The 17,331-nt window shown below is 57.4% G+C and carries 6 protein-coding genes; 2 read left to right on the top strand and 4 right to left on the bottom strand.

Annotated elements, in window-relative coordinates; translation table 11 throughout:
• Positions 1-3 precede the first annotated feature (3 nt).
• The 4 genes from ACFY9W_RS23850 to ACFY9W_RS23835 all read right to left on the bottom strand — a co-directional run bounded on the left by ACFY9W_RS23850 (position 4) and on the right by ACFY9W_RS23835 (position 11,194).
• Positions 4-3,864 carry a sugar-binding protein gene (locus ACFY9W_RS23850; RefSeq protein WP_391135584.1) on the bottom strand — a complete coding sequence of 1,287 codons (3,861 nt, stop codon included), beginning with the start codon at positions 3,862-3,864 and terminating at the stop codon, positions 4-6.
• 72 nt (positions 3,865-3,936) lie between these two features.
• Positions 3,937-6,819, bottom strand: a complete 2,883-nt coding sequence (locus ACFY9W_RS23845) for a hypothetical protein (RefSeq protein ID WP_391135581.1) — start codon at positions 6,817-6,819, stop codon at positions 3,937-3,939.
• Position 6,820: 1 nt separating this feature from the next.
• Complete coding sequence (locus ACFY9W_RS23840) at positions 6,821-9,280, bottom strand: hypothetical protein (protein WP_391135578.1); 2,460 nt, start codon at positions 9,278-9,280, stop codon at positions 6,821-6,823.
• An 87-nt stretch (positions 9,281-9,367) separates the two neighbouring features.
• Entirely contained in the window at positions 9,368-11,194 is a 1,827-nt protein-coding gene (locus ACFY9W_RS23835; RefSeq protein WP_391135575.1) for a hypothetical protein, read from the bottom strand.
• A 319-nt stretch (positions 11,195-11,513) separates the two neighbouring features.
• Here ACFY9W_RS23835 and ACFY9W_RS23830 point away from each other — a divergent pair, with 319 nt between their 5' ends.
• Together ACFY9W_RS23830 and ACFY9W_RS23825 are read left to right on the top strand one after the other, a co-directional pair.
• Entirely contained in the window at positions 11,514-12,092 is a 579-nt protein-coding gene (locus tag ACFY9W_RS23830) for a hypothetical protein (RefSeq protein ID WP_391135573.1), read from the top strand.
• A gap of 2 nt (positions 12,093-12,094) precedes the next feature.
• A complete protein-coding gene (locus tag ACFY9W_RS23825) occupies positions 12,095-17,215 on the top strand; it encodes an RHS repeat-associated core domain-containing protein (RefSeq protein WP_391135570.1) in 5,121 nt (1,706 codons plus the stop codon).
• Positions 17,216-17,331 lie beyond the last annotated feature (116 nt).

The following is a 17,331-nucleotide window of genomic DNA, read 5'->3' as shown; positions in this document are numbered from 1 at the left end:
GCTTCATCCCTCCTGGCCTGACAGCCTGTCCAAAGGGTCGTAGCTGTAACCGCTACCATCGTAGCTGCTCAGCCGCCCCAGGGCGTCGTACGTCAACACCTTGCCCTTGTCATCCACACTCATGTTGCCGTCCTCGTCATATTCCAGCGTGAAGTCGGCATAGTCAGCATGAGTGTTTTTCACACCTGTCAGTTGGGCGGGGTCGTCATTTTCAAACAGGTAGCTGGCCTCGTTCGAGCCTTTACTACCGTCCTCTTCTTCGAAGTCGGTGAGTACCCAGGTGATATTATCGAGCGCATCAAACTCGAAGTACTGCTGACGAATGGTCTTTCCAGCCGGGTCTTTCGGGCTGTGGGAAAGCAATCCCTCACAGGCATACTCCTCGAGGCGACCACGCCGGTCATATTTGTAGGTCTCGTCACGCAAGACACTACCATTCTCGGACAGGCGTTTGGACGTGATCTGGTCAAGCTGGCTGTATTCCTGCTCCAGTTCCTGTACCCCCTGTACCAGCAGCCCTGCTGTGTCCACCAGTGCCTGCACACTATCATTGGCAAACTGGAAACCTTCGATCGGTGCCTCGACCACGGTATTCAGGAACACGAACCTGCGCAGGCATTCCCGCCCCTGGTGGTCATATTCAAGCTCCGTGGCCAACCCTTGCGTACCATCGAGCGTGAGAATGCACTGGGTATTGCTCAGCCCATCGTAGAAGAACCGGCTACTGGTAGTCCCCAGCGCAGTCTGCTCCAACAGGCCACTGGCGTAGTAATCATACGTCTGCGTCTGACCGAGCACATCTTTGTAGAACAACTGGCGCCCCAGCAGACTGGTGCCATATTCCATGGACCAGGTCTCGTTCCCGATCGTACGGGTTTCCTGCTTGATCTCGCCGGTGCTGAAATAGGCCCGGGTGAGTTCCTCGCCCTCCTCTTTGCACCAGGTGAGCCGCGCGTTATGCGGGTCGAATTCATAGTCCGCCTGCCTACCCGGAATACGCCGCACTTGAGGTTCCTCACCCAACTGCGGAAGGTACTGGTACTCGATGACATTGCCGGCGGCCGTCTTCACTTTGCTTGGTTTGGTCTGGCCAGGCTCGTACTGCATGTGGCGAACCCGCCCCCCGGTAACGGAGGTAATCATTCGGTTCAGGCCGTCGAAAACCTGCTCACCCAGCACGATGCCCCCGACGCTGAGTTTGATGCTGATGCTGATCGGCAAGTCTTCACTGCTGTGCACAGCATAGTCGCGATGCACCACGGACCTGTCTGCCAGGGTCTGGTCCACCAGACGGCCGAATACATCATGGCTAGAGCGGGTAATGGTGTCGCGTGCATCGATTTCGCGCACATTTCGCCCCAGCCCGTCATAGAAATACTCATGTTTGGCATACAGCTTGTTCGCCAGGTCGAATCGCCGAACCAAGGCAGGTTGCTCAAACAAATTCAGCCAGGTGGTGGTCTTGCCCAGGCTCAGCGTTCCATCGGCAGACTCACTCCACACGGTCTGGGTAGGCAAGTTGCCTTTGGGGTCCGAACCGAAAGGGTTGGACCCGATCAGGTCTTGCTCCTGGAACCGCTTGACACCATCCGGACCGATCTCGCAACGCTGCTGCCCCCAGTCGTCGTAGTCATAGCGGGTCGCCAGCGGCATTTGCTCGGCGCCCTTCCAATCGTATTCGACTGCTTCGGTCAACTGGCCAAGCTCATCATAGGTAAATGCATTACGCGGGCGGAAGACCTGACGCAGAAGGGCATCCCCACCGTCGACATCGGCATCATGACGCTCCTCCCTGGCCACTCGCCCCAGACCATCGATGTACGAGCGGACAGCAACCCCCTTGACGTCCACTCGACTTTGCGAGGCCTGGCCACCAGCCTCGCTCACAAGCCCGTACTCGTAGGTGCGGGACGCCTTGTACTTGTCGTCATTGGGCGACACCGTTTCCCGAATCACACGGCGCAGAGCGTCGTAGGCGTACTCGATTTCAACATCGTTGTCATCGCGATTCAGAACGGGCTCGCCAATGAGTATCGAATGCTTAAGCGTAATCACCTTGCAAACATTGCGCGGCAGGCCAGTAACCGGGTCGATCTCGCCATGATCGAAACCAGTCACCTGCTGCTCGGTCACCAGCACAGGGTGCCCACCAAGGTCTTCCGTGTTGTAAGTAAAACCGGTGTTGGTGCTTTTACCGCCCATGAGCAAGGTTTGCAGCAACGGGCGCCCATGGCGCAGCAGGTCGGTGGCATCATCGTTCGGGCGGGTGGTAGTGACCTGCAACGGCGGCTGCTCCACCTCACCAACCACTTCAAACAGGCTCTCCTTTGTCAGCACCAACCACTCGGACGCGGGCAGTTTGGCCGAGGCCCCCGGGTACCCCACCCGAGGGAGCTTTTCGTACTCGAAGTGCCGACGCAATACAGGTGCAGGCTCGTCGCCACCCGCCGCAGGGTATTCCGTCACGCTCTTCTGGTTGCGCACGAAACCCTCCGGATCATCCTCGGCAGGGTAATACTCGATAACGGTACGCTGCCCGGTGGGCAAGGTCTGAGCAATCAAATTGCCATGCAGGTCATACTCGGTTCTGGTGGCAGGCTCCTCGCGTACCCGAGAGGCCTCCCCCTGCACTGACCATGTGCTGCCTTGCTCCAGCGGTAGCTGGAAGTTGCTCGGCTGATTGTCGAATTCAGTCGCCGTATTGCCGTGATACGTTGTGCTGCTGGCGACTTGGTTCTTGCCCTGCACAACAACCTCATTCACCTGCAAGTGAAAACGGTTGTAAGTGCGCTCGGTGGTGCGCAACACCTGGTCCTTGCCATCCGCGCCCTTGCCCCATTGGTGAGCCATACTGGCATACAGGTAATCGGACCCGGCGCGATAGAGGTTGTCTTCGCCATCGTCACGCCAGCTGACACCGCTGCCATTACCTACAAAGTTGCGCGGGGCCTGAGTACCCTTATACAAGATGGTATAGGTGTAGGTGGTTTTCATCGACGGCTGGCCTGCGCCAGGGTTGACGGTATGAGAGGTTACCCGCGGTATCGCTACGCGCGTCCCCCCCCCTGGCAGCAGGTGGCCGGTATCGCCATTCTCCCCATAGCGGATATCTTCCACACTGCCGTAGGGGGTCGATACCTTGGCCAGGCAAGTAAGCCCATTGGCGGTGGTGTATTCAAAACGCCAGTTGCCACCTGCTTCACCCGGCAAGTCAACTTGGCGCAACTCCTCACCGGCCAGGCTGAGCTTGTACTCTGCGACCGGCTTGCCATCATTGGCATGGGGGTGCAGCTTGAGGATTACCGTGCTGCCATAGCTGATTTCCAGCAATACCAGGCCCGTGCCGTCGACAATCTGCTCCAGCCTTTGGTTATTGTCATACTTCAACAGGATACGATGGCCCGATGCCGCGCGGACCTCTGAAGGCAATGCCACCTTATTGACCCCGGTCCCGTACTCGCTCAGGACTTCTTCCATGTGGGATTTGTGAACCACACGATACTGCTTCTTGCCATCTACAATTTCATCGAAAAAGCGAAAACTTTCGAGCTTTCTTTCCTTGATGACTGGCTCATCGCCAGACCCGGTCACCTTGAAACTTTCGCCGGTATGCAGCCGCAACATGCGTGTGGTCGGCACGTATTGGGTAAGGTCGATATACCAACCTTGGCCAAAGCCGGCGTTCTTGTCGCTGAATGGATTGAACACCAGGCGAATCGGCAGTTCTGGTCCAACTTGATAGTTACCCACGAGGGAGGGCAGATTGATACTCAGCGCATACTGGCCAGTGCGCGGATCGACTGTGTTCTGCACAAAACCGGACGCATTGAATGCATTGGAGTGAAGTACGGTTTCAATAGCCATATTATTTATCATCCGAAGGAGATTGTGTCGCATCTCACCTCAGTGCACAGGCGCACTGAGGTGAGCCGTTGTTTAACGAATCGAGAGTTTCAGGACATCGCGATGGGTAATGCCCTGCCTCTCTTCATCCGCCGTGACGGCAAAACTAAACTTCAACGGATGTGTGTTACCCTCCACATCCAGCAGGGTGAACTCCAGGTCCTTTTCAAGTGCCCGGCGATAACCCGGATCTTCGAGGCCACTCGACAGAACAAACCCTGAATCCCGCTCCAGGGTGATCATCAACTGCCCGGCACCCGGCTTCGCACCCTGCACTTGGCTCGGCAATGTGTATCCCCGATTCCTGGCCATGCGGTAGAGGAGACCGTCGAACAACAATTCGTCCCTGATCTGGCCATTATTCGACTCGAAAGAGAACCCGGTAAAGCTGACAAAATCATCGTCTTTGATAGGGGGCGTGGACGATCCGGGCTGCCACGACCAACGCACACCCGATTTGATATCGGTATCATTGATAAACAGCCGGGCAAACTTGGTCACCTTGCCCTCTCTGAGCACGTGCTCAAGCAACCAGTTATCGGTACTGGTGTCGACGTAAGCGAACTCATCACCCTCGGACGGTGACGTATCCCCCGCCACACGCGTACGCTTGAAGGAGTACAGCTCCTGGGTAAAGGACGGGATGTCCTGCCCGTGCAATTCCAGTTTACCTTTTTCGCCGGTGCGTTCAGACGTAACCACTTTTCCTGTCAAGGTGTTCTGTATCGACGCAATCACCCGGATCATCCCCGGCTTACGGGAATGCAGGTAAAATCGGCGATTTCTGGCCTGCAAAGGCGCGCTACCCCCAGCCTGCACTGCAGGTTGACGCTGGATGTTGTTTGCATCCCTGTTGACCGCCCAGTCTTCCTCGTCACCATCTCCGGCAGCCAAGGCTTCCTCCAGCGGGGCGAGGAAAGGCAGATCGTTATTGCTATCGGCATTCAAGAACTTCAACGTGGCCATATCGGCGTCGGAGATTTCGACCGGTTGACCATTGTGATCATCGGCAGCAGCAACAGTCACCTCGACTGCGACTTGCTGCCAACCATTGGCGTAGCACTGGGGTGCACCGAGGGCTTTAAGCTCGAAAGTGTTTATCGCTTCCCATGACAACAGACCAGCTGTTCCCTGCCGGCTTTCGCTGAACTCGACGATGGCGTAGCCGGTGCTCTCAAAGCCGTCAAACGCAGTCACAACCGCAACCGGCAATTGCGGACTTTCCGGGGGAATGTATAGGTCACCCTGGAACTCACCTTCCCCATTTACAGTCCAGGTCACAGCGCGACCAAGGTCTTGCTTGAAGTCTTCAGACACTACCGTGAACCTTGTAGGCTGAACCGACAGGGCCTGCGCCACATGGAACGGAACCACATTCAGGCCCGCATGCCAGCGGATCACCACCACCGCGCCTTCGGCGCTATCCCCGGTCAGCCGGTTGGTGCAACGGATCCGCTGGACCTTGAAGAAATCGCGGTCGCCGCCAGGCGGATGGGGCGTGAAAATCGCCCGACCGTCACCCTTGTCGTCAAGCTCACCTATCGGCTGATCGAGCGTTTGCACCCGATGATCGCCCTCCGACAGAAGTACCGCCTCGACCAGGCTCCACTGCAGGCTACCGCCGTCGACACTGGAGGCGCGGAGTTCGATCGGGGCTTCACCTTGCACCCATGTGGCAACCCGCGGTGCTACTTGCACCGCACGGGCACTTTCCACTACCAACGCGTGGCTACGCACCGGGTCACCGGCTTCAGACGCAGTGGCGGTTACCAGCACCATCTGCTGGTCCTCGACAAAACTGGCTGCCGGGCTTGCGCTGTAGCTGGCGCCGTTGAATGTGCCAACCGCCGCTGGGCGCTTCAGGTTGGTAGCTGACCACAACACCTGGCCCGCTGCGCCATCAGCAGCGAACGCGATGGACTGGCCAGGTATCACATTCGCGAAGGCGGGCTCGACCGTCACCGCGCCCGTTGTTTTTTGCCAGATTCCGGTCAGGACAAGATCCACACCTGGGCTTGCTGCCCGCGTCACGAACTCATGGCCACCGGGCAGGCTGAAAGTACGCAGCACATCCATCGTTTGCCCCGCCTTCAGCTCCTCGATATCCGGTACGAGGATCAGCGTACCCGGCAGACCGCTCGCACCTTCGGCAATAGGATAAGGTAAGTCGGTGCCAGGGGTTGGCTGCCCGCCCGGGCGCAAGTCGATCCCCAGTTTCATGAAGACCAGCACCGCACCATCCCCGTACCGAGGGCTGCCTTTGCTTTGACCCCATGGCGCGACCATCGTACGCACCATGAACTGTTCCGGGCTCAGCGGGTAGTAATCGTCCATGACGAAACGGCCCAGGGAATAGGTGTGCTGGTAAGCCCGCATGTAGCTGATCGATTCCTGCAACCGCCGGCCAAGCATTTCCCGGGCATCCTCGGTTGGCCCAAGGTTGGTGGAGAACTTGTCCGCGCTGGCAAGGTCCAGCTCCAGCAGGGTGAACCGGCTACCTTTGGGCCGGCCGAGCCGCAACTCCAGCGGCGCTTCGACCCGATAGCCCATGGCTTCGGTAAGGGTAAAGCTCTCCACGACGCGCTTGGGGGCGCCAGGAAGCTGTACTACCCGCATGTATTCCCCGGCGATGATATTCATCCGCAGTGTCAGGGCCGTGCCGAACCCTGTTGCACGCTCGAAGCTGACCTGCGGCGCACCCAGTACCAGCCCTTGCAGCGAAACGCTGGCTCGCTCGCCCCCATCAAGGTAGGCCTCCAGGTGGATAGGGTCCATCGCACCGAAGTTACCGAGTGCGTCGAGGTACTGTTCACGAAGCACAAGGTCAAGGAGGCGGCGGTCCAGGGCAAGCATGCCACCCCAACCGAAGCGTACCGAGGTTTCCTGGTTTTCCGGCAAACTAGCCTTACGTTCCATCTCACACCTCCTTGTTGGCGCGGTTGAGGATATCGGCGTAACGGCGTACGGGCACGAACGGCAGTGGCAAGATGACGTAGTCGTGCCTGTCGGCGGTATCGTCGTTGACTTGGTAGGCCGATATGATTACGTACTGGTCGTCCTCATCCGCGCCAGGGGTATAGACTTGGGTAGCCTGGTCGACGGAGCCACTGCCGCGAAGCACAGTCCATTCGATTGGCTCGGGAACCTTGACCTTTTCCATATCGAGGTTAAGCCTGTAGAACGGAAGCGCGACGGTGCCATCGCTCCTGGGTTCTGGCTCCATCCAGTAATTGGGGTTCTTGGCACCAACGACCAGCATGTCGATTCTCGCAGAATCGCCTCCCGCCGCTGGTTGAACGGTGACCTCGTCCAGGCGCAGCACCCTGTAGTGATTCGGGTCTGATGTTTCACGCTTAGGCAGGGTTGCCGGTGCGGTGTACTTGTAACCCTCGGGGTTCAGCGGATCGGTATCCGGGGCTACGGTGCCCAGTTCGGGATCATCCCATTTCAGTTCAGCACCGTCGGGCGTTCCCGCAGACAGCGCAAAGGATTTGCCCACGTTCACTACCGCCACCCAGGGGTTTACCGTGACGTGGCTTGGTACAACGCTAACCAGTGCTCTGCTGACCAGCTCGCCACTGGTGGCCGTCACGATCAGTCGACGTTGGCCTTCTGTATGCAATGCGTCATCGGAGGGGGCCGTATAGCGTCCCACCGACGGGTCTTTGAACGCTCCTGTGTCGCCGGTTTCGCCAGGGAGGTTATTAACGGCCCAGGTGACGCTTTCCCCTGTAGGCGGAACGCTGAAGTCGATGATCCCACCGCTTGCCACGATCGGCTCCGAAGGGCTTATTACCATCGTGGTGCGCTTGGGCGCCAGGTTACCCAGCAGGGTCAGGTCGGTCGGCAGGGCCACGTCGCGCGGTGCTACGACGTTCTCACCACGGAAGAGCAAGTTGTTCAGACGCAAAGCGTCGATTTCGAACTTGATGTCCTTCAGCCTCTCGATTTGCGCTCGATAATATACGTTCAACTTTCCCTGAAGTTGAGCTTCGATTTCTTTTGCCATCGCACCATAACGCGACCCAGAACCGCGCACATCAATCGTACACTCCGCAGAAAAATCGTACTCATCCAATTCAAAAACCAGCTTCGCCGCCCCACCCACCTCTTCAATGACAAATTTATATTTCACATCAGCCACCACCTCCGCAAAAACTTCAAAGATATCGGAGCCATTCCCCCACTTCCCGAACCATCTACCTGGAGCCTTACCAATCAACCCACCAGAAGTCCACTTTGCTGCAAGCGACCTTCGCTCAAATACGAATTCATTACCTGAAGAAAAAAGATTAGGCGCAACACTTTCTAGCTTCAAATGAGTTTCCCAATACTCAGACCCCGCACCCCCATCTCTTTTTGCTTTAAGACAAACAGCTTCACTGAAAGTAACATTTGAATTGGCGACCAACTTGAATCGCTCACCTGGCAATGCCACTACATCAAATCGCCCCCGCGTAATGTCAAGCTGATCAAAACCCAGCTTGAGAATTTGATGAGCCAAGAATTTATTCGAAAGTAACAGGTTACTGGTATACGGAATGGTCGCGTCAGGCAACATGTACAGCATTGCAGTATCGTCATGGGGGTACGTACCAGGTTCACTGCCTACCATTGCAACAAACACAACCACCGCGCCTTCACCAAAGTTCTCGGTGCCGAGCACAGTAGCACCCGGCGCCGCGTGAGTGCGAATACCAAATACGCCTGGATTTATTGGCGAATTGCTATCAACGACCATCTCGCTGAGTGGGAATTGCGTAATCCGCTCATCATCTTCACTCCAGTCGTCCAATACTTTTTTAAAGTACAACCCCAAGCGTATTTTTTCAGGCCCTGTTGCCCCGCCACTGAACAGATGCTCCATGCCGTCCTTCAAATCAAGCAACACCTTGCCGCTCTCATCAACGGAGCCTTGTACGGCTTTCAGGTCTATCTCCATGTCCAGGATACCGCGCGTGGCAGCATTGTAGACGGTCAGGGCCGATACACTCCTGTGGGGCTCCCCAGCGCGGAACGTTTCGATTACCTCAAGATGCTTACCGCCTACCAGACGCATCTGCAACTTGCCCTTCGAATCCTGGATAGTTGCGTTCTCGAAAGACAACCGTGGCTTGTCTAGCACCAGGCCAAGCAGGACATGTTCGATACCATTCCCTGAATCAACCACATCGTCAGGTAGTGTAGGGAAAAACACATCCTCAATGTCGATACGGTCAATGTACTCTTGCGTCAGCAGGGCGTTCGCCGCCGCCCTGTCAAACACCAGCAGCGCATCCCACTTCAAGGTTTGCGCCCCCTGGTCCATTTTATTCAAAAACTCATCAAGCGATTGAATGCCCACAACTTTAGCGCGTACAGGCTCTTTACTGTTCATTGGTAGTTGACTCCATGTTTCATGCATTAATCAGCGCAACGGCACATCGCCCGCTAACTTACCCAGCGCGGCCAGTTGCACAGTCATTTATCTAGACTTTTTGGGAATAACGAGCAGCGGGAGAATTTTGTGCCAACTGTCTCCCTTATCGAAACTTATCTCCCCAGAGATGGTGTACTGCCTGCCTTCTTCCAACCCGTTATACATTGCAACATTCAGCCACTGTTGAATGCGCCCACCGCTGTGTTCGCCGGCAGTGACCGGCACTCGATTACGTAATACGGCGCCATCTTCAATGGCCAGCGTGAACAGTTGACCGGGTGCCGCGAAAGGCCAGAGCAGCCTCCCGGAAACTTCAAGCATTGCACCGTTGGGCGTGAGTTTGCTCCGCCAAAGTTCGCCGCTGGTCTCGGCCTGTGGGCATTTGATGTTGTTAAAGATGTCCAGCGGCTGGACGCGCAAGTCCACCGCGTCAGAAGGTGCAGAGCGCACACCGCTATCATCGACGATGTGATAGAACACCTTGAAACGCCTGCTGTGATTTTGCCCAGGCTGATGCATGTTCGCGGCGACCACACCAGGGTCGATCTTGAATCGTCGGCCGTTACCCTCCTCCGGTGTGTCGGTCACCTGCTTGCCGTTATGCTCATAACCATCCCAGTGAACCTCAAAGTATTCGCCTGGGCGCAGGAGCACATCCGGTACCGTTACATAAGCGCCAAGAATTGCGTAGTCCGCCGCAAGCTTTTGCGTGCCAGGCTCATCCGCTTCGGCACGCTCGATGCCTGGCGCTGCAAGGTTGCGTGCCGTCTCGAACGCGACCTCCAGGCTGTGTGAAGTCAACGCGTGCCCTGCACGGGCAAACTGGTAGAACACTTGATGTTCACCCGGTTCAAGCAAAGCCGCGTCAATGCGGAAGACGGTCTCGTCGCTTTGCAGGCTGCTCGTATCCATGCGTGCAAACTGCACTTCAGGCTCGAGCGCTCGGGGGCTTTTCCAGTGCAGCAACACGTGATCACCCACTTGAACCCCCGGGTATGCAGGCACCCGAACGATCAAGCCATCGGGGAACATGCCCGGGTCAAGCGGCGCACCCGTGAAACCATCGACTGTAGCCTCAGACAACAGGTCAACCGGGCTTGCCGCCCTTGCTACGGCCATTTCCTGCACAGGGGATGAAACTTGCTCGCCGTTACCGGCCAGGGTAATGGTGTATTGAAACTCTGCCCGGCCATCCTGCACACGAATGAAGTGTGACTTGGCGACTTGCCATTGCAACGGCTCACCGGCATTGGCCTCGGTCACCTCATGCAGCTCAGTTGCCGGAGGCGTAACTTCGTCCCCTGCAGCATTGAACTTGCGCGCCACCAGCTCGATGCTGTCGCCGACCTGCATGGCCCGGTAGCTTGGCGCCAGCAGGCGCACACCTTCACTCTCAAGGTCTGAAGCGACAATCACACGATCATGCGATTCCCGCGCCTGCGCCACCGCCAACGTTTCGGCACCATCACCACGGTCGCGCAAACCCAGGTAACAAAAGACACGTTTTGAATCCAGCGTGTCCTCATCTGCATCATCAACCTTGTAGGATAAAAATGCCCACCCACCGTCAAAAGGTTCTACAAAACGATTGGTCACCTTGGCGGTCATCGTTTTTGTAGTGTCGTAGTCTATGGGCACCTCAACCATTGCATCCAGTTCATCAAACGGCGTACCGTCTGCGGCGATTCCGCGCCAGATCGGATATATGTACTGACCAAACTTGATGTCAGCGTCTTTGATTACAAACTCCAGATCGTCGCCATTCAGGTTATTGACATCAATCTCACCCAACGCAGTTTGCGTCGGGATTTCAGGCGGGGGGTTGTGCTGGGACTGCTCGTCCCTGCCGTCCACTGAGCGTCGGGGCATCATGAACATACTCCTGATGGGTTGAAGATACCCTTAGTGTCATGGTGCACCACAGCGGCTGGCTACTGGCAGAAATAACAGGTGGCACGTGGCACGCCGGGGAAAGCCAGACCTGACAAATCTGCCAGGTGACAAAACAGAAAAACAGGTGTGCTCTTGTAGCCTTCGCCGATTATCCCGGCGCACCTGTTAATTCTGACAGGTGCGGCAGTGCGGCAACTTCAATAAGCTCCAGACAGGCAACACGCCTTTATTGGCCCTGCAATGCAAATGCATGTCTTCTTTTATCTGTTCATACAACCTGAACAGGGAGCCTTGAAAAATGAATAAACTTCATAACAACCGCCCCACGATTACTTCAGCCATTAAACAGGCAGTACTGGCTGTACCGTTGCTTGTTAGCGGTGTGGCCGCCGTTGCAGCCGGCACCACCAGCTCAACCCTGGCCGATCCGACCCCCATCCTCGCCCTCTACCAGACCGTGGACAACAACACCGAACCTGCTTGCGGGTTGGAGCTGCCGGAAGCGGGCAGCGGCACTACCGTGAAACTGCTCCCCAAAAAACAATGCCCGCCAGAAGGCAGAGCCCCTCACTCCATTCGCATTCGAAACGTGCCGATCAAATCGACGTTCCTGCTGACTGATAATGAGCGCTGTGAGAAGGCCAACAGTGCCTGGGTCGAACTCGACACCAGCCGCAGCAACGCTTCACTGGAAAAAATGGGCATCGACAAGATCTGGACCTACGCGGGCAGCCCGGAAAAACCAGGCTACCTGACCAACAGCGGCCTCGACAGCAATGCGCCAAGCCGTGGCTTCCGAATCACCGGTAGAGGCGACCCGATCAAGCAAGGACAACTTGCCTGCATCGTGGTAACCATCGCCCCGGGGAGCAATTGATCATGGCCAACGCTTCTGGGGTACACAGCAACGCCAGCAACTTCCAGAGTTTCGTGCAAAACCATGTCGACCAGCGTACGGGCCAGTACAACCTGGCTATTGACCTGCAAGTGCCGGCCGGCAACGACCTGACCGGCCCCGGCCTGCCCTTGCGCCTGTCTTACAGCCCTTTCAACAACGAAGACGCGGGCTTCGGCACTGGCTGGCAACTGGCAATGACCCGCTACGAGCCCGCTACCCGGATGCTTACCCTGCACACGGGGGAAAGCTACAAAGTGACAGGTACCGGAACGCAACCCATCATTCGCGAAAAAAAAATTCACAGCTTTTACTTTTACGATGACGGCGCTAAACCCGGTGACGGCAAAGGCCCCTTCCGTGTGGTTCACAAGTCCGGCCTTGTGGAAATACTGACACTGCACGATGTGCTCAACCCCGTCGCCTTGCCGAGTAAAGTCAGGGCGCCCTCCGGCCACGGCATAACGCTCAGCTACATCCCTGAGAACCGACGACTGGCCAGCATCGTCGATGACAATGGCACGCTGCTGCTGGAGCTGAAGTACACCGATGGCGGGGTAACCATCGATGCACATCCAGGGGCAGGTGCTAATGGACAGCCCTTCATGCGCTACAGGCTTGAGCTGAAAAACCGGGCTTTGGTGGAGGTCAAACTGCCAGATGAAACCGGCGGCAACTGGCGCTTCGGCTATACCACCGCCCGCGGCCTGACCTGCCTTGCGAAAGTATCCACGCCCATGGGGGCCGTGGAGGAAATCCGCTACGGCGAAAATGACGACCCGGGCCACTTGTTGCCCAATACACAGCCGCAAAGGGTCTTGCCACGGGTAACCAGCCATGAAGTAAAGCCCCGTGCCGATCAGCCACCGCTGAAAACGACCTACACCTACAAGCACTTCGATGAGGACAACAACGTCGAGGTAGAGCACAGTTATGTGGGCAGCAACAGCACTGTCAGTTGGCGTGACGACGGCGAGGACAACTTGTACCGGGCAAGTGCCTCCTACCACTACAGCGTCACTGCCCATTACTGGAAGGCGGGCAAGATCGCGCGCACACAGACACAAACATTCAACCGCCACCACCTGCTGACCCGGCAAACGCTGGAAGAAGACGGCCGTATCGAAGAAACCACAACCGAGTTCCACGAACGCGCCGGCGTCAGTTTCGAGGATCAACCACGCTACTTCCAGCTGCCCAAGACTATCACCAAACGCTACAAACTACGTGCTGACGCCAGCAAGCTTCGCCTGGAAACCGCGACCACCCTGTATGACGATTATGGCAATGTCACCGAGGAGGTAGCCCCCACCGGCGTACGCATCACTTACGCGTACTATGACAAGGCCGGCGAGAAGCAGGACGACGATGAGCATGGCGAAGCCTGGGCCTGCCCGCCCGACCCGCAGGGTTTTGTGCGCAACATCAAATGCAAGACTGTCTACCCCCTGCCGGGGTTGCCCGGCGACGCCCCCGTCCAACGGAGCCGGCTGACCTACAAGGCCTACCCGGCGCTGTCCAGCCTGGGCCAGGCAAGCGAATGGCTTGCGCCTTGCGAAGAACAGGTTCTGCAAGTATTCGATGTTCAGCAGCCCGACGAACGCGAACAGCTACTGATAAAAGTGGAACGGGCCTACCTGAACATGCCGGACAATACCTTCCTGCACGGTCGGCCGAATTACCAGGTGACCACCCGTTACGGTGACGACAGCGCCAACCCGGTGCGCCGAGCCATCGAAAGCCGCACTTCACGTATTGAGTGGGGCTACCGCAAGCTCGTCGACGAGGGGCACGGCCTGGAATACTGGACCGATGAAACCGTGTGCGGCTTTGACCTGGTGCAGAAAACGACCCGTTCGGCCGCATCTGGGCTGCATGGTCAGACGGTGTACGAAGAAGATGACACCGGCAACAGCATTCGCCGCATCTACGACCCGCTCGCACGCCTGAAGGAAGAAACTGTTGCGCCAGGCCAAGGCGAGGACGAGGCCAAGGTCATCCATCAGTACGGGTTGGTCACCCATCCCGAGGAAGGCGCAGCCGGGCTGGCCTCGCAGTCGGTTACCGGCAGCACGGGCGTGAGCACCTTCGTCACCTTCGATGGTTGTAGCCGGGTGGTGACCGAAGAGCGCGAAACGGAAGTTCCGGATACCGCGCCAGGCGCTAAACCCTTGCGGCAACGTAAAGTTGTTGCCCAGCGCAAGTACGATGAACTTGGTCAAATGAGCGAAGAAACCACCTTTGACTACTACGACGGCAAGACCCTGAAGCTGACATCCACCTTCGAATACGATGCCTGGAGCCAACTGTGCAAGACCACGCTGCCCAATGGCGCGATGCAGCACAGCGAATTTTCGCCGTTCGGCGAATCGGGCGACATCATCACCCGCTGGGTCGAGACAATGGACAAACCGGGGGTTCGTCAACAGCAACAGGTTACCGAAAGCAATCGCTTCGACAAGCCGGCCTATCAATACCGGCTGGACGAAGCAGGCCAGATTGCTGGCCGCCATGACTTCAGCTACGACGGCCTGGCCCGCTGCACCCGTGAAGAACACACCTTCAACCGAAACGGCAGGCCGGTCAGCCGAGTCAACCAGTACACCTACGATTCCGAAGGCCGGGTAACCCGTAGCGAACGGCCCGACCAATCGGCGGTGCTCAGCCATTTCGCGCTACACAGTGCTGCCCCGCTGGCCGAGCAACTGCTGGTCGAGCAACGCAAAGGTGTACAACCCACCCTGGCCTGGCAGCGGGATTACGATGGCCTCGACCGCCTGAAGGCGCTGACGGCCGGGTTGCAGCAAGAAACCTACGCCTACAAGGAAAACACCTCGCTGGTAGAAACCCGCACCACGGCGCAGCGCACGTTTACCTACCACTATCGCCCCACCCGCTCGGCCCAGCCCAGCCAGATCGACGTGGACACAGTGCCGAGCACAACGTTCGATTACGACAGCAAAACCTCGGCCATCAGTACGGCCAGCGATGCACAGGGCAAGCACAGCTATACCTACACCGATCAAGGCTACCTGCTGAAAACCCAATGGGAAGATCAGGATGCCAAGGGCTACCACTGCGACTACCGCAACTCGTTCCAGGGGCTGCCCTTGGGCTACACCGAAAGTGACGGCGTTGGAGTGGACCACGCCTACAACGACCTGGGCCAACTGGAACAGACCCGTCAAGGTGACCTGGTCGCCTCATTCGAGTACGACAAGCTGGGGCGGCTCTGGAAAACCACAACGCAGGACTTGATCAACAAACAGGTGCTTGTGTGCGAGCAAACTTACGACCCTCTAGGCCGCGAGGACAAACGCGAACAAACCCTCACCCGGCAGGATGGCTCCACCCTCACCCAAAGCATCGTGCTGACATGGCAGGAGGATGACCAACTACGTAGCCGCGCCCTCACCCGTGACGGCGAACAATTGTTGCTGGAAACCTTCAACTACGATGCACTCGACCGGCTGGAAGAACACAGTTGCACTGGCAGCGCCCTGCCGAAAAACGCGGCTGGGCGCGCGATCAAGAGTCAGTTTTTCGTCTACGACGAACTGAATAACCTCAAAGAGTGCTTCACCGATTTTGCCGACGGTGCAGCAGACGAAGCTTTCTATACCTACGACGGCTTTATCCTGACACGGGCGCAGCATTCCCTGCAGCCCGACTACCCGGCCAGCCAGGCGTTCGACTCCGATGCCGAAGGCAACCTGCTGAACGACGAGCAAGGCAACCGGCTGGTGTACGACGACCATGGCCGCCTGAGCGAAGTCAAACGGGCAAGCGACGGGCAGCCCCTGTACCGCTACCGCTATGACGGCCACAACGACCTGATCGGCGTGCGCCAAGCGCAAGACGCAGAGGTATCGCGCCGCTACCAGGGCTACCGGGTGACCAGCACACGCGAAGCAGACTTGCTTACCGAGTACCTGTACGCCGGCGACCGCCCTCTGGGCTTGCAACGCCCGGCTCAAACCGCCGACAACCGGCTGTTCGTAACCGACGCGGCAAACAGTGTACTGGGTGAATGCAGCAGTGATGAACTGCACGACAACACGTATACCGCCTACGGCGACTCACCGGACAACGACCAGTTGGTGGGCCTGCTCGGCTTCAACGGTGAAGCCCGCGAACGTGCGTTGGGCTGGTCACTGCTGGGGCGCGGCTACCGTGCCTACAACCCCGGGCTGATGCGCTTCCACAGCCCGGACCTCGCAGCGCCTGAAGCAGCGGGCATCAACCCGTATGTGTACTGCGGCGGCAACCCGGTCAACTGGCACGACCCAAGCGGCCATTACGGCATGCGACACAGCGCGGAGCAGCCCTACATCCCACCCAAACCACTGAAGGCCAAGTCAGACTGGCGATCCTGGCTTGGTGTGGCGCTGGGCGCTGTTTTTGCGGTGGTCAGCTTCATGCTTCTACCGGCGGCAGGGCTGACCATGGCCTTCGCGTTCGGCGCAGGCAGCCTTGCCATTGACGTGGCCTCGACGGTGGTGGGTGCGGCGGCGCTGCTGACAATGAACGAGGCGGCCAGTGAGTGGGCGTACTGGCTGGGGATTGCCAGTGCGGTGAGTACGTTAACGTTTATGGGGTATAGCAAGCTCGCAGCGAGGGGCGCGGGTAAAGCCGCAAGTGTTGGCACTCAAACCGACAGTGTATCTTCGGTGAATGTGCCGAGCCCGAACCCCAGAAAAGGAGATGTTTTCTTCAGGATGCGTGTCTCCAAAACTGCTCCAGCACGGCTACCCTTAAAACGCGACATATGGCTGCCATTAACCGCCGACACTTCCAGCCAAACAACGGCTACCGGGATGGGCGTCGCCGTGGCGACTCAGACGAAAAAGAATATAACTTTCGCTGATGCAGTTATATCCACCTCGCCACAAAGCTCGGTCAGTAGCACGGGCTCCGCTGTTTCAAACTCTTCAATTGGTTCTTACCGCTTAGAAGAACTTTTTGTCGAACCGGCTATCACCATTGCTACCCCCCCTGCATCTCCTACCATATACAGTTATGGCTCCATGGGTGGCTACCAGAAAAATCCGGCAACCGGAGGATGGTTAGAAACAGGCAAATCAAGCTATAGACCTTTGAATTAACAGCGAAGGGTGGCCGAATTACATACCGGCCACCCTTTCATACAATAAATTATAAAACCCAGAATTACCTCCACCTCAAATCAGAATTTTCCTACATGAATCATTCATTCAGGGTC

Origin of the sequence: Pseudomonas sp. NPDC008258, from assembly GCF_042956345.1 — a bacterium.
Taxonomy (GTDB): domain Bacteria; phylum Pseudomonadota; class Gammaproteobacteria; order Pseudomonadales; family Pseudomonadaceae; genus Aquipseudomonas.
The sequence above is the reverse complement of the archived record's forward strand: the minus strand, read 5'-3'. Positions and strand labels throughout refer to the sequence as shown.

Bases quoted from the DNA above. Each gene is read 5' to 3' on its own strand.
- ACFY9W_RS23850 (WP_391135584.1), bottom strand. From the start codon at position 3,864: ATGGCTATTGAAACCGTACTTCACTCCAATGCATTCAATGCGTCCGGT.
- ACFY9W_RS23835 (WP_391135575.1), bottom strand. From the start codon at position 11,194: ATGATGCCCCGACGCTCAGTGGACGGCAGGGACGAGCAGTCCCAGCAC.
- ACFY9W_RS23845 (WP_391135581.1), bottom strand. From the start codon at position 6,819: ATGGAACGTAAGGCTAGTTTGCCGGAAAACCAGGAAACCTCGGTACGC.
- ACFY9W_RS23830 (WP_391135573.1), top strand. From the start codon at position 11,514: ATGAATAAACTTCATAACAACCGCCCCACGATTACTTCAGCCATTAAA.
- ACFY9W_RS23840 (WP_391135578.1), bottom strand. From the start codon at position 9,280: ATGAACAGTAAAGAGCCTGTACGCGCTAAAGTTGTGGGCATTCAATCG.
- ACFY9W_RS23825 (WP_391135570.1), top strand. From the start codon at position 12,095: ATGGCCAACGCTTCTGGGGTACACAGCAACGCCAGCAACTTCCAGAGT.